Genomic DNA, 21589 nt, shown 5'->3' on the forward strand with positions numbered 1-21589 from the left:
GTTAGCGCGGTCATCGACCGCCGGGCCCGCACGTTTCCGGCGCGGCCGGGCCGTCGAGGGCCACCACCGGGCCGCGCTCCGACGGTCGCTCGCCGCGCTCGTAGGCGGCCCCGGTGATGACCCCCGCGCCCCGCAGCGCGGCGTTCTCGTCGTCGGTGAAGACGCGCCCGCGGCTGAGAAACCGCACGCCCTCCGGCGCCTCGAGGCTGAAGCCGCCGCCGCGTCCCGGCACCACGTCGATGACGAGCTGGGTGTGCTTCCAGGCCTCGTACTGCGGGCCCGAAATCCACACCGGCACCCCGTCCCCGACGTCGAGGACGCCGAGCAGCACGTCGCGGTCGCCGACCAGGAAGTCGCCACTCGGGTAGCACATCGGCGACGACCCGTCGCAGCAGCCGCCGGATTGGTGGAACATCAGCGCGCCGTGGCGCTCCTGCAGCCGCGCCAGCAGCTGCGCGGCGGCGGGGGTGATGACGGCACCCGCGACCCCGTGGCGCCGCCGCTCGCCGCTATGACGCCGCGCATCGTCGCCGGGGCGCATCAGAAGAACCCTTGCGCCTTCTCGGAGTAGGACACCAGCAGGTTCTTGGTCTGCTGATAGTGGTCGAGCATCATCTTGTGGTTCTCCCGGCCGATGCCGGACTGCTTGTAGCCACCGAACGCGGCGTGCGCGGGATAGGCGTGGTAGCAGTTGACCCACACCCGGCCGGCCTGGATGTCGCGCCCGGCCCGGTAGGCGGTGTTGCCGTCGCGGCTCCACACCCCCGCGCCCAGGCCGTAGAGCGTGTCGTTGGCGATCGATATCGCGTCGTCGTAGTCGGAGAACGACGTCACCGCCACCACCGGACCGAAGATCTCCTCCTGGAAGATGCGCATCTTGTTGTTGCCCGCGAAGATCGTCGGCTGCATGTAGTAGCCGCCGGACAGGTCGCCGCCCAACTCGGCGCGCTCCCCGCCGGTGATGATCTTGGCGCCCTCGCCCTTGCCGATTTCGATGTAGGACAGGATCTTTTCCAGCTGGTCGTTGGACGCTTGCGAGCCCAGCATCGTCTGGATGTCCAGCGGGTCGCCCTGCCGCACCGCCTTCGTGCGGATCGCGGCCAGCTCCAGGAACTCGTCGTAGATGTCGGCCTGGATCAGGCTGCGCGACGGGCAGGTGCACACCTCGCCCTGATTGAGGGCGAACATGGTGAAGCCCTCCAGCGCCTTGTCCTGGAAGTCGTCGGCCCGGGCCAGCACGTCGGAGAAGAACACGTTGGGGCTCTTGCCGCCGAGCTCCAGGGTCACCGGGATCAGGTTCTGCGAGGCGTACTGCATGATGAGCCGCCCGGTGGTGGTCTCCCCGGTGAACGCGATCTTGGCGATCCGGTTGCTCGACGCCAGCGGCTTGCCGGCCTCGGCGCCAAACCCGTTGACGACGTTGACAACTCCCGCCGGCACCAGATCGCCGATCAGCGACATCAGATAGAGCACCGACGCCGGGGTCTGCTCGGCGGGCTTGAGCACCACCGCGTTGCCGGCCGCCAGCGCGGGCGCCATCTTCCAGGCGGCCATCAGGATCGGGAAGTTCCACGGGATGATCTGCCCGACCACCCCGAGCGGCTCGTGGAAGTGATACGCGACGGTGTCCTCGTCGACCTGCGACAGCGAACCCTCCTGCGCGCGGATCGCCGCGGCGAAGTAGCGGAAATGGTCGGCGGCCAGCGGGATGTCGGCGGCCAGCGCCTCGCGGACCGGCTTGCCGTTGTCCCAGACCTCGGCCACCGCCAGCGCGGCCTTGTTCTCCTCGATCCGGTCGGCGATCTTGTTCAGGATGGCCGCCCGCTCGGCCGGCGCGGTCTTGCCCCACGCCGGGGCCGCCGCGTGCGCGGCGTCGAGCGCCTTGTCGACGTCGGCCTCGTCGGAGCGGGGCACCTCGCAGAACGTCTGGCCGGTCACCGGCGTCGGGTTTTCGAAATAGCGGCCGCCCACCGGCGCGACCCACTGGCCGCCGATGAAGTTCCCGTACCGGGATTCGTACGACATCAACGCCCCGGCGGACCCCGGACGTGCGAAAACAGTCATCTGCCCGTCTCCTCGTTTCGACCTTGTGTAATACACCTCACACTACCGCCGGGGCCAGAATGGCTCCCATGACGCCTGAAGACCCCTACCTGTGGCTCGAGGACATCACCGCCGACGAGGCGCTGGACTGGGTGCGGGCGCATAACGAGCCCACCCTGGCGACGTTTGGCGACGCGGAGTTCGACGGGATGCGCGCCGAGGCGCTCGAGGTGCTCGACACCGACGCCCGGATTCCGTATGTGGTGCGCCGCGGCGAGCACCTCTACAACTTCTGGCGCGATGCCGCCAACCCGCGGGGGCTGTGGCGGCGCACCACGCTGGACAGTTACCGCACGGACTCCCCGGAGTGGGATGTGCTCATCGACGTGGACGAGCTCGGTCGAACCGACAACACGAATTGGGTGTGGGCGGGCGCCGGCGTCATCGAACCCGACCACACCCGCGGCCTGATCCGCCTGTCCCGCGGAGGCTCGGACGCTTCCATCGTGCGCGAATTCGACATGGCCACACGCGAATTCGTCGCCGACGGCTTCCAGCTGCCCGAGGCGAAGTCGCAGATCGCCTGGGCCGATCCGGACACCGTCCTGGTCGGCACCGACTTCGGCGCCGACTCCCTCACCGACTCCGGCTACCCGCGCGTCATCAAGCGATGGCGCCGGGGCACCCCATTGACCGACGCCGAGCTCGTCTTCGAGGGCGCCCGCTCCGACGTCAGCGTCTCCGCGGCCGCGGACCGCACGCCCGGCTTCGAGCGAACCTTTCTGGGCCGGGCGCTCGACTTCTGGAACGAGGAGCTCTACGAGCTGCGCGGCGCGGAGCTGATCCGCATCGACGCGCCCACCGACGCGACCCTGTCGATTCACCGCGAGTGGATCCTCATCGAGCTGCGCACCGATTGGTACACCGGCAGCGCGACCTTCACCGCGGGTTCGCTGCTGGCCGCCGACTACGACGAATTCCTCGACGGCACAGCCGAACTGACCGTGGTGTTCGAGCCGGACGAGCACACGGCACTGAACCACTACGCCTGGACCAAGGACCGCCTGCTGATCGTCACGCTGGCCGACGTGGCCAGCCGCGTGGAGATCGTCACGCCGCCTGCGCGTGACGACCCGCAGCGCCCGGCTCCGCCGCGCTTGCGCTCGTCACGCGCCGGGTGGCGGCGCGAACCCGTCGCGGGCATCCCGGCCGCGACCAACACCGTCGTCGTCGCCGCCGACGACACCGGCGACGAATTCTTCCTCGATTCCAGCGGATTCGTCACGCCCTCCCGGCTGTTGCGCGGCGCCGGCGGCAAGCGGCTCGAGCCGATCAAATCCGCCCCGGCGTTCTTCGACGCCGAAAAGCTCTCGGTGGCCCAGCATTTCGTCGCATCGACCGACGGTACGGCGATCCCGTACTTCGTCGTGCGGCGCGCCGATACCGACGGCCCGGGCCCCACCCTGCTGAGCGGCTACGGCGGTTTCGAGACCGCCAACACACCGGCCTACAGCGGCGTGCTGGGCCGGCTGTGGCTGGCGCGCGGCGGCACTTACGTGCTGGCCAACATTCGCGGCGGCGGCGAGTACGGGCCCGGCTGGCACACCCAGGCGATGCGCGAGAACCGGCACAAGGTCGCCGAGGACTTCGCCGCGGTGGCAACCGATCTGGTGGACCGCGGCATCACGACCGTCGACCGGCTGGGCGCGCGGGGCGGCAGCAACGGCGGGCTGCTGATGGGCGTCATGCTCACCCAGTACCCGGAAAAGTTCGGCGCGCTGGTCTGCGACGTGCCGCTGCTGGACATGAAGCGCTACCACCTGCTGCTGGCCGGGGCGTCGTGGATGGCCGAGTACGGCGACCCGGACAACCCCGACGACTGGGCGTTCATCTCCGAATACTCGCCATACCAGAACGTTTCGGCGACGCGGCGCTACCCGCCCGTGCTGATGACCACGTCCACCCGCGACGACCGGGTCCATCCGGGCCACGCCCGCAAGATGACGGCCGCCCTGCAGGCCGCCGGCCATGAGGTCTGGTACTACGAGAACATCGAGGGCGGCCACGCCGGCGCGGCCGACAACGAACAGATCGCGTTCAAGTCGGCGCTCAGCTACTCGTTCCTCTGGCGGATGCTCGCGGGATCAAGCCGTTAAGCTCGATGGTGATGTAGCGAAAGTTGTCGAGGAAGGCGCGGATCATGAGAGCACCGAGGTTCATCGGCTTGGCGGCCTTGACGGCGATTGCCCCCATCGCGGTCCTCCTCGGAAGCCCGGCGCACGCCGATACCGATCTCGGGAAGCCATGCGCTCCGGAAGGCGCGAAGGTGTGGGGCAACCCCGGCCCCATCTACTGCGCGCGCCAGGCGGACGGGCAAACGCAATGGGTGTCGATTCCCGTCGACGCAATGTGCGTGGCGTTCTGCGTCAATCACCCCTAGGGTCTGCGGCGGTCAGGTCGGCGCGCCGTCTCGGACGACTGATCGTCCACGCGATCAGGCCCGCTCCTACCACCAGGCCCGTATAGCTCAGGGCCGAGGGCCACCACGGGGCGGCCGGTGGCGAGGGTTCCTTGAGGGCCGTCAGAGCGACCAGGAAGCTGCCATTGTCGGTCGGCCCGGCCCCCGGCAACGACTGGGTCCTGGTGACCCTGATCTGCGCGGCGCTGCTGGAATCGTTCACCTGACCCCAGGCCAGCGTGGAGTCGTCGAGCAGGAAGGTGTCCTGGCTGCCCGCGGGTTGGCTCTCGTCGTGGCCCACCACCTCCACCTGGCCGACTTCCACCGTCTGGTTGTCGGCGGCGACGAGGGCGGAGACGTGTTCGTAGACGTCCGGGGGCGTCGGCGCGGTGTACGTGGGCGGCGGCGGGCCGTCCGAGCCCGCCGGCGGGATCGAGGCCCCGCCGTAGAAGCTGCCCGACGCCACGTGGCTGTCACCGACCGCGGTGAACGGGACCAGGCCAACGGTGGCGGCATCCAGCACGATCCGGCCGCCGGCCGGCACGAACGCCTCCCGATAGGCGCCGTCGTAGAAGTAGCGGAACGTCATCGCCTCACTGAGCGGGTTGTACAGAACCGGGCGGTGGTTGTCGTCGTAGTCGACGTAGTCCCAATGGCGGGGGCGAACCAGTTCCTGGTTGTCGGCCTTGATCAGGTCAACGTTGCCGCGGTGGGCGTCGACCACGTTCTGCACTTGCTGATGGAAGTCGTACACCCGGCTGGGCGGCTCGAGCGGACTGGCGGGGTTGATCCGCGTCACCGCTGCGGCCTTGGCCTCCGCGACCGCCTGCGGTGGCGCATCGAGCCCCTTCGGCGGCGTCACCACCGCAGCGTTTCGCGTCGCCCCGTGCGCCGAGGTGAGCTTCGGGGTCTGCACCGCGATCGTGGTGGGGGGCGGCGGGCTTGGCGGAATGACCTGCGGCGTATGCACCGGCGGCGGGAGCTCCGGTGGCGCCTCCAGAGTGGGCACCGAGACCCGGCTCGGGCCGGCTCTTATACACATCTGACGCCGCCGACTGATACGCCTCCACGTAGACCAGACAGTTCTGGCAGGACACCGGGTTTGCCCCGGCGCCGGCACACGGAGCCGCCTGCGCCACACCGGATGCGGCGGCGAGCACCGAGAACGGGGCGACGGCGAGCACGGTGGCCGCCGTCGCGATAACGCTCACCCCGCTCACTGGCCGACCTTCCCACACCCCACCTGATTGGAAATGCTAGCCCCAGCCTCCGGTCGGCGGGGACCCCGACTGTCCTTGCCGGGCCTTGATCGGCCCTAAGATCGTCGACGTGTCAGCGACCGAACGTATCGAAGTCACCTTGCTGGCGACCGGTTTGATCTTCATCGTGGCCGGGGCGGCGCAGGCGCGCTTCCGCTTCATCGCCGACCGCCGTCCCGGCCGGCGGTTCTACTGGGCCACCTCGATCATCGGCATCGTCTCTTTCGCCGCCGGGGTGGGCAAATTCTGGCCCAACGCCGTCGCCGTCGCGGCCATCTTTTCGGCGGTGGTCATCTTCTCGGCGTATCTGACGACGCCCTATCTCAAAATCGGCGGACGAATCTATGCGTCGTCGCCGGAAAATCGTCAGCCCGATCCGTGAGGAAACTATGCCGACTCCCGATTTCCAGACCCTGCTCTACACGACGTCCGGCCCGGTCGCCACGATCACGCTGAACCGCCCGGAGCAGCTCAACACGATCGTCCCGCCCATGCCCGACGAGATCGAGGCGGCCATCGGGCTGGCCGAGCGGGACCACGAGATCAAGGTGATCGTGCTGCGCGGCGCCGGCCGCGCGTTCTCCGGCGGCTACGACTTCGGCGGCGGTTTCCAGCACTGGGGCGAGGCCATGATGTCCGACGGCCGATGGGACCCCGGCAAGGATTTCGCGATGGTCACCGCCCGCGAGACCGGCCCGACCCAGAAATTCATGGCCATCTGGCGCGCATCCAAACCGGTGATCGCGCAGGTGCACGGCTGGTGCGTCGGCGGGGCGAGCGATTACGCGCTCTGCGCCGACCTCGTGATCGCGAGCGAGGACGCCGTGATCGGCACCCCCTACAGCAGGATGTGGGGGGCCTACCTGACCGGCATGTGGCTCTACCGGCTGAGCCTGGCCAAGGTCAAGTGGCACTCGCTGACCGGCCGGCCCCTGACCGGCGTGCAGGCCGCCGAGGTCGAGTTGATCAACGAGGCGGTGCCGTTCGCGCGTTTGGAGGCCCGCGTCGCCGAGGTCGCCGCGGAACTGGCGAGGATCCCGTTGTCGCAGCTGCGGGCGCAGAAGCTGATCGTCAACCAGGCCTACGAGAACATGGGCCTGGCGTCCACCCAGGTGCTGGGCGGCATCCTCGACGGCCTGATGCGCAACACCCCCGACGCGCTCGATTTCATCAAGACCGCACAGACGCAGGGGGTGCGGGCGGCGGTCGAGCGGCGCGACGGCCCGTTCGGCGATTACAGCCAGGCACCGCCGGAGCTGCGGCCGGATCCCGGCCATGTCATCGTGCCTGATCGGGATGGATAGTGAGACGGACTACGAATATGCCCCCGGGCCCCCACGGGGGCCCTGAAAGTGTTACGGTAACGACTATGTCTCGGCTGAGTTCCGCCCTGCGTGCGGGCGTCCTTTTTGTTGCTTTCCTGGTAGCCCTGAGTATCGCGGCTGCGACCTTCCCCAAGACGGCTGCGGCCGATTCCACGGAGGACTTCCCGGTGCCCCGCCGGCAGATCGCCACCACCTGCGACGCCGAGCAGTACCTGGCGGCCGTCAGGGACACCAGTCCGGTGTACTACCAGCGGTACATGATCGACTTCAACAACCACCCGAACCTGCAGCAGGCGACCATCGATAAAGCGCACTGGTTCTACTCGCTGTCGCCGGAGGAGCGCAGGAACTACTCCGAAAATTTCTACAATGGCGATCCGCTGACCTTCGCCTGGGTCAACCACATGAAGATCTTCTTCAACAACAAGGGCGTTGTCGCCAAGGCCACCGACGTGTGCAACCAATACCCGCCCGGCGACATGTCGGTATGGAACTGGTCCTAGATCCACTCTGGTCTTTATTCGCGCGCGAGTTTAAACTCGGCGACTGTCGGGAATCGCTTTTTTCCCCGTAGTTCGGGGACAAATCAATAGTTCCTGACTGGCATTCCGCTCATGCGGACGCCAGTCCGTGCGACCAGAGTCAACCAGGACTTAGATCATGCTCATGCCGGGATCCTGCGCCCCAGCGAGGACGCGATGAGCGTCGTCGACCCCCAGTCCGACGCGCTCGCGGCCCTCGACTGGCTTGAGATCACCTGCCAGTCCGAGGCCGGGTGCACGAACAGGGCGACGCACATCGTGTACCGGCATGCCGTGGACCAGTGCAACCGGCCGAACCTCGACCCGTCCGGAAACGTCGTCGAGATCCTGTGCATCGGTTGCGTGCGCCGGCTCAAGGCCCAGGTGCTGCAGCAGGTCGATCGGATCAACCGCTGCCCGGGCGGCTACTGCCTGACCTGTGGGGCGCCGGTGCACAAGCTCAGCGACGTCATGCGCAAGATGGTGCAGCTGCGCACGTACGCCTGACCCCGGATCAGTAGTGCGGGGCGCTCGTCTGGAGCCGATCCGTGTCCGCCGTATCTTCCCTCGGTAGCAGCAGGGCGCGAACCAGAGGCCGGGGTCCATATGGCCGCAGCATCTGACTGGCGGGACGAGTCCGTACCTGCTGCGGCCACCAGAACCAACGTCCCAACAGGGCGGCGACGGACGGCATCATGAACGAGCGCACGATCAACGTGTCGAACAACAAACCCAGGGCGATGGTGGTGCCGACCTGCCCGGTGACCTTGAGATCGCTGAAAACGAACGACGCCATCGTGGCCGCGAACACCAGGCCCGCGGATGTCACCACCCCACCCGTGCCGGCCATCGAGCGGATGATCCCGGTCCTCAACCCGGCACCGATCTCCTCCTTGAATCGGGAGACCAGCAGCAGGTTGTAGTCGGATCCTACGGCGAGCAACAAAATGACGGACATCGCCAGCACCATCCAGTGCAGTTTGAAGCCGAGGATGTCCTGCCACATGAGCACGGAGAGCCCGAACGAGGCGCCCAACGAAATCAGCACCGTGCCAACGATTGTCACCGCTGCGACCATGCTTCGCGTGATGATCAGCATGATGATCAGAATCAGGCTGGCGGCGGCGATTCCCGCGATCATCAGGTCGTACTTGGCCCCGTCGCGCATGTCCTTGTAGACGGCGGCGGTGCCGGCGAGGGAGATCCTGGCGCCCTCGAGCGGGGTTCCCTTGATCGCTTCCTTCGCCGCGTTCCTGATCGGATCGACGTGTGAAATGCCTTCGACGCTGGCCGGATCCCCATCGTGGGAGATGATGAAGCGGGCCGCGTGACCGTCGGGTGACAGGAACATCTTCAGGCCCCGCTTGAAATCGGGATTGTCGAAGACCTCGGGCGGTATGTAGAACGAATCGTCGTTGCGGGACGCGTCGAACGCCTGGCCCATCGCCGTCGAGTTCTGGCTCATCACGTCCATCTGGTCATACAGCGACGACATCGAGCTGTGCATGGTCAGCATCATCTGCTTCATCGTCTGCATGGTCGCGATCATCGGCGGCATCTGCGCCAGCATCTGCGGCATCAGGGCGTCCAGCTGAGCTATGTCATTCGACAGATAGGTGAATTTTTCGGTGATCTGATCCAGGCCGTCGAGCGCGTCGAAGATGGAATGCAGCGCCCAGCAGACGGGAACGTCGAAGCAGTGCCTCTCCCAGTAGAAGACGCTGCGGATCGGCCGGAAGAAGTCATCGAAATTGGCGATATTGTCGCGCAATGTGTTTGTGACATCGAGCATTTCGTGGGTGAGGCCGTCCATGTGATGCGTGACGGCGGCCATCTTCGACGTGATGTCGTACATGCGCTGCATCGTGTCGATGGACTGCTGCATGGCATCGGCCTGCTTGAGCATGTCCGCCATCCGCTGGTGCATGTACTGCTGGTTCTCGACCTGCGTCGTGTTCTGCATGCTGATCTGGAACGGAATCGACGTGTGCTCGATCGGCTTTCCGAGCGGCCTGGTGATGGCCTGCACGCGCGCGATGCCCGGAATGTGGAAGATGCCCTTGGCGATTCGGTCTATCACCAACATGTCCGCTGGGTTCCGCATGTCGTGATCGGTCTCGACCATCAACAGTTCCGGGTTCATCCGCGCCGAGGGAAAGTGCCGTTCCGCGGCGTCGTATCCGACGTTCGCGGGGACGCTCGGCGGCAGATACAGCCGGTTGTCGTAGTTCGTTTGATAGCCGGGCAGGGCCAGCAGGCCGATGAGGGCGATAGCGACCGACACCGCGAGGATCGGGCCGGGCCAGCGGACGATAGCGGTGCCCACGCGCCGCCACCCCCGAGTTCGCATCTTGCGCTTGGGATCGAACAGACCGAAGCGACTGCCCACCGTCAGCACGGCCGGGCCGAGGGTGAGCGCGGCGAACACGGCGACGAGCATTCCGATCGCGCACGGCACACCGAGCGACTGGAAATACGGAAGCCGGGTGAAGCTCAGGCAATACATCGCACCGGCGATGGTCAGGCCGGAACCCAGCACCACGTGCGCGGTCCCGTGGAACATGGTGTAGAAGGCCTGGTCTCGGTCCTCGCCGAGGGACCGCGCCTCTTGATAGCGGCCGAGCACGAAGATCGCATAGTCCGTCCCCGCCGCGATGGCCAGCAGCACAAGGATGTTCACCGCGAAAGTGGACAGCCCGATGATGTTGTTATGAGCGAACAAAGCGACGAACTGGCGGGCCGCGAACAGCTCGATGATCACCATCAGCAGAGTGATGAACACGGTGACAATCGAGCGGTACACCCATAGCAGCATCAGGATGATCACCACGAAGGTGATCATCGTGACCTTTTGGACGCTCTTGTCGCCTGCCGTGGTCTGATCGGCGGTCAACGCCGCCGCGCCCGTGACATAGGCCTTGACCCCGGGTGGGGCAGGCACGCTGTTCACGATCTTGCGGACCGCCTCGATGGACTCGTTGGCGAGGCTCTCGCCCTGATTACCGGCGAGATACACCTGCACGTATGCGGCCTTGCCGTCGGTGCTTTGCGAACCAGCGGCGGTCAGCGGATCGCCCCAGAAGTCCTGAACGTGCTGGACGTGCTTCGTGTCAGCCTCGAGTTTGCGGACGATCGTGTCGTAGAAGTGGTGGGCGTCGTCGCCCAGCGGTTTGTCGCCCTCCAGCACGATCATGGCCGCGCTGTCGCTGTTGAATTCGTTGAACACCTTGCCGACGCGCTTCATCGCCTGCATGGATGCCGCGCTTTGGGGGCTCATGGACACCTGATGTTGCTTCGCCACTTTGTCCAGGGGCGGCAGGAAGACGCTGAGCACGACGACAAGTCCCACCCAGGCCAGAACGATCAGCGGCGCGAGCCTATGCACCGAACGCGCGAAGATCGGCATGTGGGGCAGGCCCGCGGCCTTGTTGTCGATCGTCATGCGGACTTCACTATGCAGAAAGTCTGCGCACGCACTCCGTTGCTGGACCTTTCATCCTTGACGACGTCGTTGACGACGATGCGGCAGCCGATCTGGTCGCTGTCGCCCTGCGCGACCACGTTGACGCTCACCGAGGGAAGCGTGGTGATGACCGAAAGCGTCCAGGGCAGAGGCACATTGCTTGCTTTCTGGGGCTGGGCGTTGATGTCCAGGTAGTTGATGTTGGCCGTCGTCCCGGGAGGTCCGTAGACCTCGTACACCACGTGCTTGGGATTGAACGGCTTGATGTCGTCGGCCATCCCGCTGGTGATCGGGTGATCGCCATGGACACCGAAGATGCCGCGGAGCCGGTAGACGCAGAAGCCGGCTACGGCGACCACGGCAACGATGACCAGCACGATCCAGAATTTCTTCGCCGCGGCTGTGATCGGGATCTTCGGCATCAGCCGACGCTCCGCCGACCGGGCGTCCGGCCGGCCGCGCCGCGACTCCACCTCCGGCGAATCCGCTTGCTGCCGTTGCCCTCCCGCCCGGTAATCGGGCTGCTCACGGCGGCCCGGGCCCACCCGCACGTCTTGTTTGGCCTCGTTCTCGGCAGCTCCAGTTCGCCAAGCCATGGCGCTCACGCCTCCCTGGTTGGTCGTGGGGATTCGGAAACGAGGCCGATGCAGGTGGCCGTCAGCACCCGGGTAAGTGCCGACGCGAATTCGATGTTCCACTCCGGCGGGAGGGCATCCGGCTCCTCGGCGTAGGCGTCGGTGAGCTGCTCCGGCGGGTTGGCGATGTGCCAGAAGGCCGAGGCCAGCGAGTAGGCGGCGATCAAGGTGTCGAAGGCGCCGGACCGGCCCAGCACGGGCAGGGCGCGTTCGATCGCGTCGGCGAGCGAGATGGCCGCGACGGCGATGCTGCGCCGGATCTCGACGACCCGCTCGATCTCCACCTCGTGCTCGAGATGCAGGTGCAGGTTGGCCAGCAGGTCGCAGAACAGGGGGTCGGCCACCAGTCCGCTGGCCAGCGTCTCGGCCACCCGCGCCGGCGACATCGGGCCCGGCTCGGCAAGTTCGGCGCACACCGCGTTCGACCACCGCGCCCACCCCTCGGCGGCGAGGTGCAGCAGCACCTCCTTGTGGGAGGTGAAGTAGCGCCGCACCGCCGAGTAGTGAATTCCGGCACGACTGGCGACGGCGGTCAAGGTCACCGACGCCACGCCGGTCTCGACGGCCAGCGATCGCGCGGCCTCGACGAGCGCCGCCGCCCGCTGGCGCTTGTTCTCCTCCGTGCGGGCGCGCTGGAACGCAGGTTGCGCCATCGGCAGAGGGTAACGCACATCACGTGATTTGTATAACGCACATCACGTGATTTGCGCGCTCCCCCCGGAGCGGCCGTTTTCGGCGTTACGCACGTGATATGCGTTACACTCCAGGGCGCGAGGGGAAGGAGTCAATGGTCCCGCAAAGGCCATAACCGGCCATGCTTTACTTAGGTAAGCCTTGGCTGCGCTGGTGCCCCGGGATCGGGGTGCCGGGCGCACGGGCGCAGCGCGGCGATCCGCCCACAGAACTGCCCAACCGCTGAAAGGGATTCCAGATTTTCAAGGTGCTGTCCCGAACGTGGATCCCACTGGTCATCTTGGCGGTGCTAGTGATCGGTGGTTTCATCGTGTACCGCGTGCACGGCTACTTCGGCTCGGAAAAGCGCGAATCGTATGCCGACAGCAACCTGCAAAACCCCAAGCCGTTCAACCCGAAACGGATCGCCTACGAGGTGTTCGGCCCGCCCGGGACGACCGCGGACATCAGCTACTTCGACGTCAACGGCGACCCCCAGCGCGTCGACGGCGCGCCGTTGCCATGGTCGCTGCGCATCAGCACCGACAAGGCCGCGGTGATGGGAAACCTCACGGCGCGTGCCAGCGGAGATAGCGTCGGCTGCCGCATCACGGTGGACGACGTGGTCAAAGCCGAGCGAATCTCCAACGAGGTCCACGCCTTCACCTTCTGTGTGGTGAAGTCCGCGTGATCACCAAATTCGCCGAATTCACGGGCGACACCCATACCGGGCGGCCGGCCATCGCGCGCATGATCCACACCTTCGCGGTGCCGATCATCCTGTTCTGGGTGGGCGTCGCCATCGCCCTGAGCCTGTTCGTCCCGTCGCTGGAAGTGGTCGGGCAGGAGCGGTCGGTGTCGTTGAGCCCAAGGGACGCACCGTCATTCGTGGCGATGAAACAGATCGGCCATGCCTTCAACGAGGGCGAGACCGACAGCTCGGCGATGATCGTGCTGGAGGGTAATCAGCCCCTCGGCGACGACGCCCACAGGTACTACGACACCGTGATCCGCAAGTTGCGCGACGACAGGGCGCACGTGCTGAGCATCCAGGACTTCTGGGGCGATCCGCTCACGGCGGCGGGCGCGCAGAGCAACGACGGCAAGGCCGTAACCGTGCAGGTCAATCTCGCCGGTAATCAGGGCGAGCCGCTGGCCAACGAATCCGTCGAATCCGTCCGCAACATCGTGAACAGCGTGCCCGCGCCGCCCGGGGTCAAGGCGTACGTGACCGGGGTCTCGGCGATGGCCGCGGACCTGCACCACAGCGGCGACAAGTCCATGGTCAGGATCACGCTGACGACGGTCGCGGTGATCCTCATCGTGTTGCTGTTCGTCTACCGGTCGATCCTCACCGTGATCCTGTTGCTGATCACGGTGGGCTTCGAATTGACCGCGGCGCGCGGAGCCGTCGCCGTGATCGGCCACTTCGGGCTCATCGGGCTTTCCACCTTCGCGGTGTCCCTGCTGACGTCGCTGGCGATCGCGGCCGGGACGGACTACGGCATCTTCATCATCGGTCGCTATCAGGAGGCCCGCCACGCCGGCGAAGACAGGGAATCGGCCTTCTACACGATGTACCGCGGGACGGCCCATGTCATCCTGGGCTCCGGCCTGACGATCGCCGGGGCGATGTTCTGCCTCAGCTTCGCGCGGATGCCGTACTTCCAGACGCTCGGTATTCCGTGCGCGGTGGGGATGCTGCTCGCGGTGGTGGTCGCGCTGACGCTGGGGCCGGCGGTGCTGACCGTCGGCAGCCGGTTCGGCGTGTTCGATCCCAAGCGCAAGCTCGGGGTGCGGGGCTGGCGCCGGGTCGGTACCGCGGTGGTCCGCTGGCCGCTGCCGATTCTGGCCGTCACGTGCGCCGTCGCCCTCGTCGGTCTGCTGACCCTGCCCGGCTACCGGGCCAACTACAACGACCGCGAGTACCTGCCCGCATCCATCCCCGCCAACGCCGGCCTGACGGCCGCGGACCGCCACTTCTCCCAGGCCCGGATGAAACCGGAGATCCTGATGATCCAGACGAACCACGACATGCGTAATCCGACCGACTTCTTGGTCCTGGACAGGTTGGCCAAGGGCATCTTTCGGGTCCCGGGCATTTCGCGCGTCCAGGCGATCACCCGGCCCGACGGCACGACGATGGACCACACGTCGATTCCGTTCCAGCTGAGCATGCAGAACGCCGCTCAGACGCAGACCATGAAATACCAGCGCGACCAGATGGACAACATGGTCAAGCAGGCCGACGAGATGACCAAGACGATCGCCAACATGCAGCGGATGTATGACCTGATGACCCAGCTCGTCGCCACCACCCACCGCATGGTCGGCGACACCGAAGAGATGCAGCAGATCACCAACGAGCTACGGGACCGCATCGCTGACTTCGACGATTTCTGGCGGCCCATCCGCAGCTATTTCTATTGGGAGAAGCACTGTTTCGACATTCCGATCTGCTGGTCGATTCGCCAGATATTCGACGCACTGGACGGCGTTGATCAGATCACCGACAAGCTCAACACGCTCGTCGGCGACATCAAGGACCTCGATCGGCTGATGCCGCAGATGGTCGCCCAGTTCCCGCCGATGATCCAGACCATGGAGAACATGCGAACCATGATGCTGGACATGCACAGCACCATGTCCGGGATCTTCGCCCAGATGGACGAGATGAGCGACAACGCGACGGCCATGGGCCACGCCTTCGACGCCTCCAAGAACGACGACTCGTTCTATCTGCCGCCAGAAGTGTTCAAAAACAAAGACTTTCAGCGCGCCATGAAGAACTTCCTGTCCCCCGATGGACACGCGGCGCGCATGATCATCCTGCACCGCGGCGATCCCGCATCGGCCGAGGGCATCGCGAGCATCGACAAGATCCGCACCGCGGCCGAGGAGTCGCTCAAGGGAACCCCGTTGGAGGACGCGAAGATCTACGTGGCCGGAACGGGGGCCGTCTTCAAGGACATCTCCGAGGGAGCCAAATGGGACCTGGTGATCGCCGGGATTTCCTCGCTGTGCCTGATTTTCATCATCATGCTGATCCTGACCCGCGCGCTGGTCGCCGCCGCGGTCATCGTGGGTACGGTGGCGGTTTCTTTGGGCGCTTCGTTCGGGCTGTCGGTGCTCGTCTGGCAGCACATCCTCGGCATCGAATTGCACTGGATGGTGCTGGCGATGTCCGTCATCGTCTTGTTGGCCGTGGGGTCCGACTACAACCTGCTGTTGGTCTCCCGGTTCAAGCAGGAAATTCATGCCGGCCTGAATACGGGCATCATCCGTTCGATGGGCGGCACCGGCAAGGTGGTGACCAACGCGGGCCTGGTGTTCGCGTTCACGATGGCGTCCATGGTCGTCAGCGACGTGCGGATCGTCGGACAGGTGGGCACCACCATCGGGCTGGGCCTGCTGTTCGACACGCTGGTCGTGCGCGCGTTCATGACGCCGTCCATCGCCGCCCTGCTGGGGCGCTGGTTCTGGTGGCCGATCCGGGTGCGCTCCCGCCCGGCCAGGGTGGCGCCGCGACCGGTCGAACCCCACCGGCCGGATCGGTCCATGGCGTACAGCGATTAGTCCGTCGGCCCGTTAGCTCCGAATAGCTGCCATGGCAACGATCGCGCTCATCGGCTTCCTCGGCGGCCTTATCACCGGCATCTCGCCGTGCATCCTGCCGGTGCTGCCGGTGGTGTTCTTCTCCGGCGTGGACACCGCCCGCGCGGCCCGGCCATATTTGGTGATCGCCGGCCTGGTCTGCAGCTTCGGCGTGGTCACCCTGGCCGGTTCGGCCCTGCTCTCGGCGCTGCACCTGCCGCAGGACGCGATCCGGTGGGCCGCCCTGGTCACGCTGACCCTCATCGGCCTCGGGCTGATCTTTCCGCCCCTGCAGCATGTGATCGAACGGCCATTCGCCCGCATCCCGCAGCGTGAAATGGGTTCTCCCCGCTCGGGTTTCGGGCTCGGCCTGACGCTGGGGGCGCTGTACGTGCCTTGCGCGGGACCGGTGCTGGCCGCCATCGTCGTCGCCGGCGGGACGGCGCGCATCGGCCCGCCCATCCTGGTTTTGACCGCGACGTTCGCGGTGGGTGCCGCCCTGCCGCTGCTGGTGTTCGCCCTGGCCGGGCGGCGCATCGCCGAGCGCGTCGCGGCCTTCCGCCGGCGGCAGCGCGCGATCCAGGTCGCCGGCGGGATCACCATGATCCTGCTGGCCGTGGCGCTGGTCTTCAACCTGCCGGCCGTGCTGCAGCGCGCCGTCCCCGACTACACCGAGGCGCTCCAAAATGCCACGCAGAAAGGCATCGGCGCCAACACCATTCGGCAGAAGCTGAACGCCAGCGGCACCACCCGCGGGCAGCTGGCCGACTGCACGGGTGATTTCGGCGGCGGTGCCGCCCACCTGCAGCAGTGCGGCCCCGCGCCGGCGATCACCGGGATCACCGGGTGGCTCAACACCCCCGGCGGCGCCCCGATCGACCTGGCGTCGCTGCGGGGCAAGGTGGTCCTGGTCGACTTCTGGGCGTACTCCTGCATCAACTGCCAGCGCGCCATCCCGCACGTGGTCGATTGGTACAACCGGTATCACGACGACGGCTTCGTCGCCATCGGGGTGCACACCCCGGAGTACGCGTTCGAGCGGGTCCCCGCCAACGTCGCCAGCGGCGCCGCCGCGCTGCACATCGGCTATCCCGTCGCGCTGGACAACGACTACTCGACATGGAACAGCTACCAGAACCTGTACTGGCCCGCCGAGTACCTCATCGACGCCAACGGGACGGTGCGCCACACCAAGTTCGGCGAGGGGGACTACGACGGCACGGAAAGGCTGATCCGCGAATTGCTCACTGACGCCAACCCGGACGTCAAGCTGCCCGGCGCCGGCGGCGCGGTCGATGCCACCCCGCACACCCCGCTCACCCCCGAGACCTACCTGGGCGCGGGCAAGGCCGTCAACTACGGCGGCGGGGGCGAATACAAGTCCGGCACATCCACATTCGCCTATCCGGCGACGCTGCCCGACGACCGGTTCGCCCTGCGCGGCCGGTGGACCGTCGACGACCAGGGCGCCACGGCCGACAGCGACGACGCCGCCCTCCGGCTGAACTACACGGCCAAGGACGTCTACGTCGTCGTCGGCGGCACCGGCACCATCACCGTGACCAGGGGCGGCCGGACGACCGCGACGGCCATCGGCGGCCCCCCCACCCTGCATCAGATCGCGGGCGGCGACCCCGGGAACGCCGCGCACCGCGATCAGCTCGACATGCAGGTCGGCAAGGGCCTGCAAGTGTTTTCGTTCACATTCGGCTGACCAGTCCATGTCGTCGGCGGCTTCGAATCACTCATGGTGGACGCAATGAATCTGGTGAATCTCCTGCAGGTCTCCGCCGCCTCGGCGCTGGCGCTCGTCGTGGTCCACACGGTCACGTTCGTGATCGCCAGGCGGGTCGGGCGCTACAACGTCGTCGACGTGGCCTGGGGCGTGGGCTTCGTGGCCATCGCCGCCGTCGCAGCGGCGCTGGGCGGGGGGGACGCGACCCGGCGACGGCTGCTGCTTGCGCTCGTGGCCATCTGGGGGCTGCGGCTGGCCTGGCACATCGGGCGCAAGACGGCCGGCAAGGGCGAGGATCCCCGGTATGCCGCCCTGCTGCGCGGTGCGACGGTCGCCCAGGTGGTGCGGAAAGTCTTTGTGCTGCAGGCCTTTATCGGCTGGTTCGTGTCAATTCCGCTGCAGCTGTCGGCGGTTACCGGGCCCACGCCTGCCGCGCTGACCGCGGTCACGGTGGTGGGGCTGACCGGGTGGCTGGTGGGCTTCGCCTTCGAAGCCGTGGGCGATCGGCAGCTGCGAACCTTCAAGGCCGATCCGGCGAATCGCGGTGTCGTGCTGGACCGGGGCCTGTGGGCGTGGACGCGCCACCCCAACTACTTCGGCGACGCGGCGGTGTGGTGGGGAGTCTGGCTGATCACCCTCAACGGCTGGTGGGCCGTGGCCACGGTCGGCTCGCCATTGCTCATGACCTATTTCCTGATGTATGTCAGCGGTGCGCGACTGACCGAGAAGCTGATGGCCGGCCGTCCCGGCTTCGACGAATACCGGCAACGGACAGCGTTTTTCTTCCCCCGGCCTCCTCGATCGGCAGCGCGATGAAGCGCGATAGGCTACCGCTCGATGAGCAACGAGCTCGACGCCCTGCTGCGCCAGGTCGCGCGCGGGGACAGCGCCGCCTTCGCCACGGTCTACGACCTCACCAAAGCCCGAGTGTATGGACTGGTGACGCGGGTGGTGCGTGACCCGGGCTACAGCGAGGAAACCACCCAGGAGGTCTATCTCGAGGTGTGGCGCACGGCGGCGCAGTACGACCCGGCGAGGGGGCGGCCCTGGCCTGGCTGCTGACCATGGCGCACCGGCGGGCCGTCGACCGGGTGCGCGCCGAGCAGGCGGGCAGCAGACGCGAATCCCGCTACGGCGCGACCAGCGCCGAAACCGCCGGCACGACAGCGCACGATCCGGTAGCCGACTCGGCGATCGCCGGCGACGAGCGTCGCCGCGTGACCCAATGTCTGGAGGGGCTCAGCGCTGCGCAGCGGCAGTGCATCGAGCTGGCCTACTACCAGGGGCTGACGTACAGCGAGGTGTCGCAGCGACTGGCGGCCAACCTGTCCACGATCAAATCCCGCATCCGCGACGCGCTGCGCGGCCTGCGCAACTGCCTGGACGTGCCATGACCGAGCCGACCGATTTCGAAGTGCTCGAGCTCGCCACGCCGTATGCCCTGCATGCCTTGTCGGACGGGGAACGCGCCGAGGTCGAGCGGCGGGTCGCCGCCGCGCCGGCTCCGGTGGCGGCGGCCTTCGACGACGAGGTCCGCGCCGTCCGGGAGACGATGGCGGTCGTCTCGGCGGCGACCGCGGCCGAGCCACCGGCGCACCTGCGGGCGACCATGCTGGCCGCCGCGGCACCGGACAACGTGCGTAAAATAGCCTGGCGCAGAACGGTTTTCGCTTCCGCGGCGGCCGCCGTCGTGGTGGGTGCGGCGGCGTTCGGCGTCGGGGTGCTGATGCATTCGCCGGCGAAGCCGTCGATGGCCGAGCAGGTCCTGGCGGCCCCGGACGTCCAGACGGTCTCGCGTCCCCTGGCCAACGGGACCGCCACGGTGATGTTCTCCCGCGACCGCAACGCGGCCGTGCTGGTGATGAACAACGTGCCGCCGCCATCGCCGGGCACCGTGTATCAGATGTGGTTGATCGGGACCAACGGCCCCACCTCCGCGGGCACCATGGGCGCCGCGGCCGTGTTGCCCTCGACGAAAGACACCCTCACCAACATCGGATCCTCGACGGCGCTCGCGTTCACCGTCGAACCGGGCAACGGATCGTCGCGCCCGACCACCCCGATCCTGGCCGAGCTGCCCCTGAGTTAGGCCTTCTTCGTGAGGCCGCCCAGGATCGCGACCAGCACGCCCAGCCCCACCAGCGCGGCGCCCGCGACCAGCGTCACGTCGAGCCAGTGCCGCAGGCCTGCCTCGGCGTGGGCGACCATCACCTCGGCGACCTGGCGGATGTCCCCGGTGGTGCGGTTGAGCGCGTCGCCGACGTAGCGGCGACCCGCCTCGATGCCCGCCCATCCCGCCGCGCCGACCAGCAGCGCCGCGATCCCGAGGCTGGCCAGGGCCTTGCCGCGCCGCCGCGCGGCCGCCAGCGTCAGCAGCCCGAACAGGCCGCTCAGGGCCGCCGCGCCGGCGCTGACCCACGGGCCCCAGGCCGCCAGCCGGCTCAGCCTGCCCTCCCGCAGCGACGGTGGCATCGACACCGCGACCGGGACGGTCAGGTCCGCGGGCACCGCGACGTTGTGGCTGCTCAGCACCTGCCGGAACGAGTCGTCGTTGAGCATCGGGGCCACGTCGATGACCCACTGATCGCCGTTCTGGCCCGGCCGCGGGTCGGTGAACAACCAGGCGTGGGCGGCCCGGTTCGCCCGGGCGAACAGCGGCGGGAACTCACGCCCCGCGGTGAAGGCGTTGGCGACGTCGCGCACCCGCGCGCTGTCCACCGGGTAGCGGCCGGCGCCCTGCTCGGCGATGAGCGCCATCGCCCGCGTGGTGAGTTCGCCCGCCATCGCCGACTGCAGGGCGGGGTCGCCCGCGGCCTGCTGCGCGAGGGCGGCGTAGCCGTCCTCGCTGACGACGTTGCGCTGCGCCCAGGCCGCGGGAATCGCGACGGCCAGCGCAACCGTGGTGGCCAGCCACAAGGCAACGGTGGCCGCGAATCGCACGCCTTAGAACCTACTGAATCCCCCGCACGTACGCGGCCTGGCCGAGGTGCTGGGCGCAGTCGTCGATGATGCTCACCAGCCGCGCGCTGGCCGTCACGGGCGGGTCCCAGTTGGTGTCGACGACGCGGCCCAGCTCGTCGGCCGTCACGCTGGCGATGTATTCGAGGGTCAGCTTGTGCACCGCGTGGTAGTAGCCGGACAGCAGCTCGGCGGGGGCCTTCACCTTCGCCACCTCGTCGGGGCCGTGCCCGTACCCGGTGTCGTTGCGCGGCAGGTCCAACCCGAACCGATCCACCCACCCGTCGCGGGTCCACACCTGCTCCACACCGGCCACCTGGGCAAGCTGGATGTCCTGCACTCGCGCGCTGTGCCAGATCAGCCAGGCGATGCTGTTGGCGTTGGGGGCCGGGCGGTAGTTGGACACTTCGTCGGTCAGCCCGTCGGCGAGCTCGTCGACGTGTTCGATCAACCGGGTGAACGCGTCGCGAAGCAGTTCCTGAGTTGCAGCGTCAGCGTCGGCCATGTCACCGACATTACGGCCCCCCGTGCCACACCGCCTCGACGTTGTTGCCGTCGGGATCGCGGACGAAGGCCCCGAAATACCCGGGGTGATATTCGGGCCAGAGCCGCGGCACGTGCAACGACGCGGCGCCCAGCCGCACGGCCGTCTCGTGAAAGGCGCGCACCGCGCCTTCGTCGGCGGCCTCGAAGGCCAGGTGCACCTCGCGGGCGGGACCCATGCCCGACCCATCCGCGATCCAGAATGACGGTTTGCCGTCGCGGCCGTACCCGATGGCGCGGCCGAAATCCATTTGCCGCGAAAAACCCAGCACTCCCAGCACGTTGTCGTAAAAATTCTGCGATTTCGGATAATCGGCGCAATTGATTCCGATGTGGTCGATCACGGAAGTGATCCTGGCACGACACACCGGCGCGGTCGTAGA

20 protein-coding genes and 1 pseudogene are annotated in these 21589 nt (G+C 67.3%); 12 read left to right on the forward strand and 9 right to left on the reverse strand.

The window, feature by feature from the left end:
• Nucleotides 1-10 precede the first annotated feature (10 nt).
• Nucleotides 11-541, reverse strand: a complete 531-nt coding sequence (locus MTAB308_RS12935) for a DUF779 domain-containing protein (protein ID WP_077099772.1) — start codon at nucleotides 539-541, stop codon at nucleotides 11-13.
• On the reverse strand, nucleotides 541-2064 hold the full coding sequence (exaC, locus tag MTAB308_RS12940; RefSeq protein ID WP_077099773.1) for an acetaldehyde dehydrogenase ExaC: 1524 nt from the start codon (nucleotides 2062-2064) through the stop codon (nucleotides 541-543). The genes MTAB308_RS12935 and exaC overlap by 1 nt, the downstream gene beginning before the upstream one ends.
• Before the next feature lie 59 nt (nucleotides 2065-2123).
• On the opposite strand from exaC, the gene MTAB308_RS12945 reads away from it, so the two are divergent.
• On the forward strand, nucleotides 2124-4199 hold the full coding sequence (locus tag MTAB308_RS12945; protein ID WP_077099774.1) for a prolyl oligopeptidase family serine peptidase: 2076 nt from the start codon (nucleotides 2124-2126) through the stop codon (nucleotides 4197-4199).
• A 44-nt stretch (nucleotides 4200-4243) separates the two neighbouring features.
• Nucleotides 4244-4483, forward strand: a complete 240-nt coding sequence (locus MTAB308_RS12950; RefSeq protein ID WP_077100167.1) for a hypothetical protein — start codon at nucleotides 4244-4246, stop codon at nucleotides 4481-4483.
• Here MTAB308_RS12950 and MTAB308_RS12955 read toward each other — a convergent pair.
• Complete coding sequence (locus MTAB308_RS12955) at nucleotides 4470-5510, reverse strand: hypothetical protein (RefSeq protein ID WP_245831385.1); 1041 nt, start codon at nucleotides 5508-5510, stop codon at nucleotides 4470-4472. The two genes, MTAB308_RS12950 and MTAB308_RS12955, sit on opposite strands and share 14 nt — an antisense overlap.
• 320 nt (nucleotides 5511-5830) lie before the next feature.
• Here MTAB308_RS12955 and MTAB308_RS12960 point away from each other — a divergent pair, with 320 nt between their 5' ends.
• The 4 genes from MTAB308_RS12960 (at nucleotide 5831) to MTAB308_RS12975 (ending at nucleotide 8113) form a co-directional block, all read left to right on the forward strand.
• The gene (locus tag MTAB308_RS12960; RefSeq protein WP_077100168.1) at nucleotides 5831-6142 is read left to right on the forward strand and encodes a hypothetical protein; all 312 of its coding nucleotides are present in this window, start codon (nucleotides 5831-5833) and stop codon (nucleotides 6140-6142) included.
• Nucleotides 6143-6149: 7 nt separating this feature from the next.
• Nucleotides 6150-7064, forward strand: coding sequence for a crotonase/enoyl-CoA hydratase family protein (locus tag MTAB308_RS12965; RefSeq protein ID WP_077099775.1), 915 nt, complete (start codon nucleotides 6150-6152; stop codon nucleotides 7062-7064).
• Between the two features lie 65 nt (nucleotides 7065-7129).
• Entirely contained in the window at nucleotides 7130-7588 is a 459-nt protein-coding gene (locus tag MTAB308_RS12970; RefSeq protein ID WP_077099776.1) for a DUF5078 domain-containing protein, read from the forward strand.
• A gap of 195 nt (nucleotides 7589-7783) precedes the next feature.
• Nucleotides 7784-8113 (forward strand): hypothetical protein, encoded by a 330-nt coding sequence (locus tag MTAB308_RS12975; RefSeq protein WP_077099777.1) that lies wholly within the window; start codon nucleotides 7784-7786, stop codon nucleotides 8111-8113.
• Between the two features lie 7 nt (nucleotides 8114-8120).
• Here MTAB308_RS12975 and MTAB308_RS12980 read toward each other — a convergent pair whose 3' ends face one another.
• From MTAB308_RS12980 to MTAB308_RS12990, 3 genes are all read right to left on the reverse strand, one after another.
• Nucleotides 8121-11048, reverse strand: coding sequence for an MMPL/RND family transporter (locus MTAB308_RS12980; protein WP_077099778.1), 2928 nt, complete (start codon nucleotides 11046-11048; stop codon nucleotides 8121-8123).
• The gene (locus MTAB308_RS12985; protein ID WP_077100169.1) at nucleotides 11045-11491 is read right to left on the reverse strand and encodes an MmpS family transport accessory protein; all 447 of its coding nucleotides are present in this window, start codon (nucleotides 11489-11491) and stop codon (nucleotides 11045-11047) included. The genes MTAB308_RS12980 and MTAB308_RS12985 overlap by 4 nt, the downstream gene beginning before the upstream one ends.
• Nucleotides 11492-11670: 179 nt before the next feature.
• Nucleotides 11671-12375, reverse strand: a complete 705-nt coding sequence (locus MTAB308_RS12990) for a TetR/AcrR family transcriptional regulator (protein WP_077099779.1) — start codon at nucleotides 12373-12375, stop codon at nucleotides 11671-11673.
• Between the two features lie 269 nt (nucleotides 12376-12644).
• On the opposite strand from MTAB308_RS12990, the gene MTAB308_RS12995 reads away from it, so the two are divergent.
• The 6 genes and pseudogenes from MTAB308_RS12995 to MTAB308_RS13020 all read left to right on the forward strand — a co-directional run bounded on the left by MTAB308_RS12995 (nucleotide 12645) and on the right by MTAB308_RS13020 (nucleotide 19794).
• On the forward strand, nucleotides 12645-13067 hold the full coding sequence (locus MTAB308_RS12995) for an MmpS family transport accessory protein (protein WP_077099780.1): 423 nt from the start codon (nucleotides 12645-12647) through the stop codon (nucleotides 13065-13067).
• Between the two features lie 59 nt (nucleotides 13068-13126).
• On the forward strand, nucleotides 13127-15952 hold the full coding sequence (locus tag MTAB308_RS13000; protein WP_077100170.1) for an MMPL/RND family transporter: 2826 nt from the start codon (nucleotides 13127-13129) through the stop codon (nucleotides 15950-15952).
• Nucleotides 15953-15983: 31 nt separating this feature from the next.
• Complete coding sequence (locus MTAB308_RS13005; RefSeq protein WP_077099781.1) at nucleotides 15984-17684, forward strand: cytochrome c biogenesis protein DipZ; 1701 nt, start codon at nucleotides 15984-15986, stop codon at nucleotides 17682-17684.
• Nucleotides 17685-17729: 45 nt separating this feature from the next.
• Nucleotides 17730-18521 carry a DUF1295 domain-containing protein gene (locus MTAB308_RS13010; protein WP_077099782.1) on the forward strand — a complete coding sequence of 264 codons (792 nt, stop codon included), beginning with the start codon at nucleotides 17730-17732 and terminating at the stop codon, nucleotides 18519-18521.
• Between the two features lie 21 nt (nucleotides 18522-18542).
• A pseudogene (gene sigK, locus MTAB308_RS13015) lies at nucleotides 18543-19099 on the forward strand (ECF RNA polymerase sigma factor SigK).
• The gene (locus MTAB308_RS13020) at nucleotides 19096-19794 is read left to right on the forward strand and encodes an anti-sigma factor (protein ID WP_077099783.1); all 699 of its coding nucleotides are present in this window, start codon (nucleotides 19096-19098) and stop codon (nucleotides 19792-19794) included. The pseudogene sigK and the gene MTAB308_RS13020 overlap by 4 nt, the downstream one beginning before the upstream one ends.
• Here MTAB308_RS13020 and MTAB308_RS13025 read toward each other — a convergent pair.
• The 3 genes from MTAB308_RS13025 to MTAB308_RS13035 are packed head-to-tail and all read right to left on the reverse strand — an operon-like array spanning nucleotide 19791 to nucleotide 21550.
• The gene (locus MTAB308_RS13025; protein WP_077099784.1) at nucleotides 19791-20645 is read right to left on the reverse strand and encodes a hypothetical protein; all 855 of its coding nucleotides are present in this window, start codon (nucleotides 20643-20645) and stop codon (nucleotides 19791-19793) included. The genes MTAB308_RS13020 and MTAB308_RS13025 overlap by 4 nt on opposite strands.
• A gap of 10 nt (nucleotides 20646-20655) precedes the next feature.
• Entirely contained in the window at nucleotides 20656-21168 is a 513-nt protein-coding gene (locus MTAB308_RS13030; protein WP_077099785.1) for a mycothiol transferase, read from the reverse strand.
• Between the two features lie 10 nt (nucleotides 21169-21178).
• Nucleotides 21179-21550, reverse strand: coding sequence for a VOC family protein (locus tag MTAB308_RS13035; protein ID WP_077099786.1), 372 nt, complete (start codon nucleotides 21548-21550; stop codon nucleotides 21179-21181).
• Between the last annotated feature and the right edge of the window lie 39 nt (nucleotides 21551-21589).

The organism is Mycobacterium terramassiliense (assembly GCF_900157385.1).
Lineage (GTDB): Bacteria > Actinomycetota > Actinomycetes > Mycobacteriales > Mycobacteriaceae > Mycobacterium > Mycobacterium terramassiliense.

What these genes read in the sequence shown, in the direction of transcription:
- MTAB308_RS12935 (WP_077099772.1), bottom strand. Translation starts at nt 541, where the DNA reads ATGCGCCCCGGCGACGATGCGCGGCGTCATAGCGGCGAGCGGCGGCGC.
- exaC (WP_077099773.1), bottom strand. Translation starts at nt 2,064, where the DNA reads ATGACTGTTTTCGCACGTCCGGGGTCCGCCGGGGCGTTGATGTCGTAC.
- MTAB308_RS12945 (WP_077099774.1), top strand. Translation starts at nt 2,124, where the DNA reads ATGGCTCCCATGACGCCTGAAGACCCCTACCTGTGGCTCGAGGACATC.
- MTAB308_RS12950 (WP_077100167.1), top strand. Translation starts at nt 4,244, where the DNA reads ATGAGAGCACCGAGGTTCATCGGCTTGGCGGCCTTGACGGCGATTGCC.
- MTAB308_RS12965 (WP_077099775.1), top strand. Translation starts at nt 6,150, where the DNA reads ATGCCGACTCCCGATTTCCAGACCCTGCTCTACACGACGTCCGGCCCG.
- MTAB308_RS12970 (WP_077099776.1), top strand. Translation starts at nt 7,130, where the DNA reads ATGTCTCGGCTGAGTTCCGCCCTGCGTGCGGGCGTCCTTTTTGTTGCT.
- MTAB308_RS12975 (WP_077099777.1), top strand. Translation starts at nt 7,784, where the DNA reads ATGAGCGTCGTCGACCCCCAGTCCGACGCGCTCGCGGCCCTCGACTGG.
- MTAB308_RS12980 (WP_077099778.1), bottom strand. Translation starts at nt 11,048, where the DNA reads ATGACGATCGACAACAAGGCCGCGGGCCTGCCCCACATGCCGATCTTC.
- MTAB308_RS12985 (WP_077100169.1), bottom strand. Translation starts at nt 11,491, where the DNA reads ATGCCGAAGATCCCGATCACAGCCGCGGCGAAGAAATTCTGGATCGTG.
- MTAB308_RS13000 (WP_077100170.1), top strand. Translation starts at nt 13,127, where the DNA reads ATGATCCACACCTTCGCGGTGCCGATCATCCTGTTCTGGGTGGGCGTC.
- MTAB308_RS13005 (WP_077099781.1), top strand. Translation starts at nt 15,984, where the DNA reads ATGGCAACGATCGCGCTCATCGGCTTCCTCGGCGGCCTTATCACCGGC.
- MTAB308_RS13010 (WP_077099782.1), top strand. Translation starts at nt 17,730, where the DNA reads ATGAATCTGGTGAATCTCCTGCAGGTCTCCGCCGCCTCGGCGCTGGCG.
- MTAB308_RS13020 (WP_077099783.1), top strand. Translation starts at nt 19,096, where the DNA reads ATGACCGAGCCGACCGATTTCGAAGTGCTCGAGCTCGCCACGCCGTAT.
- MTAB308_RS13030 (WP_077099785.1), bottom strand. Translation starts at nt 21,168, where the DNA reads ATGGCCGACGCTGACGCTGCAACTCAGGAACTGCTTCGCGACGCGTTC.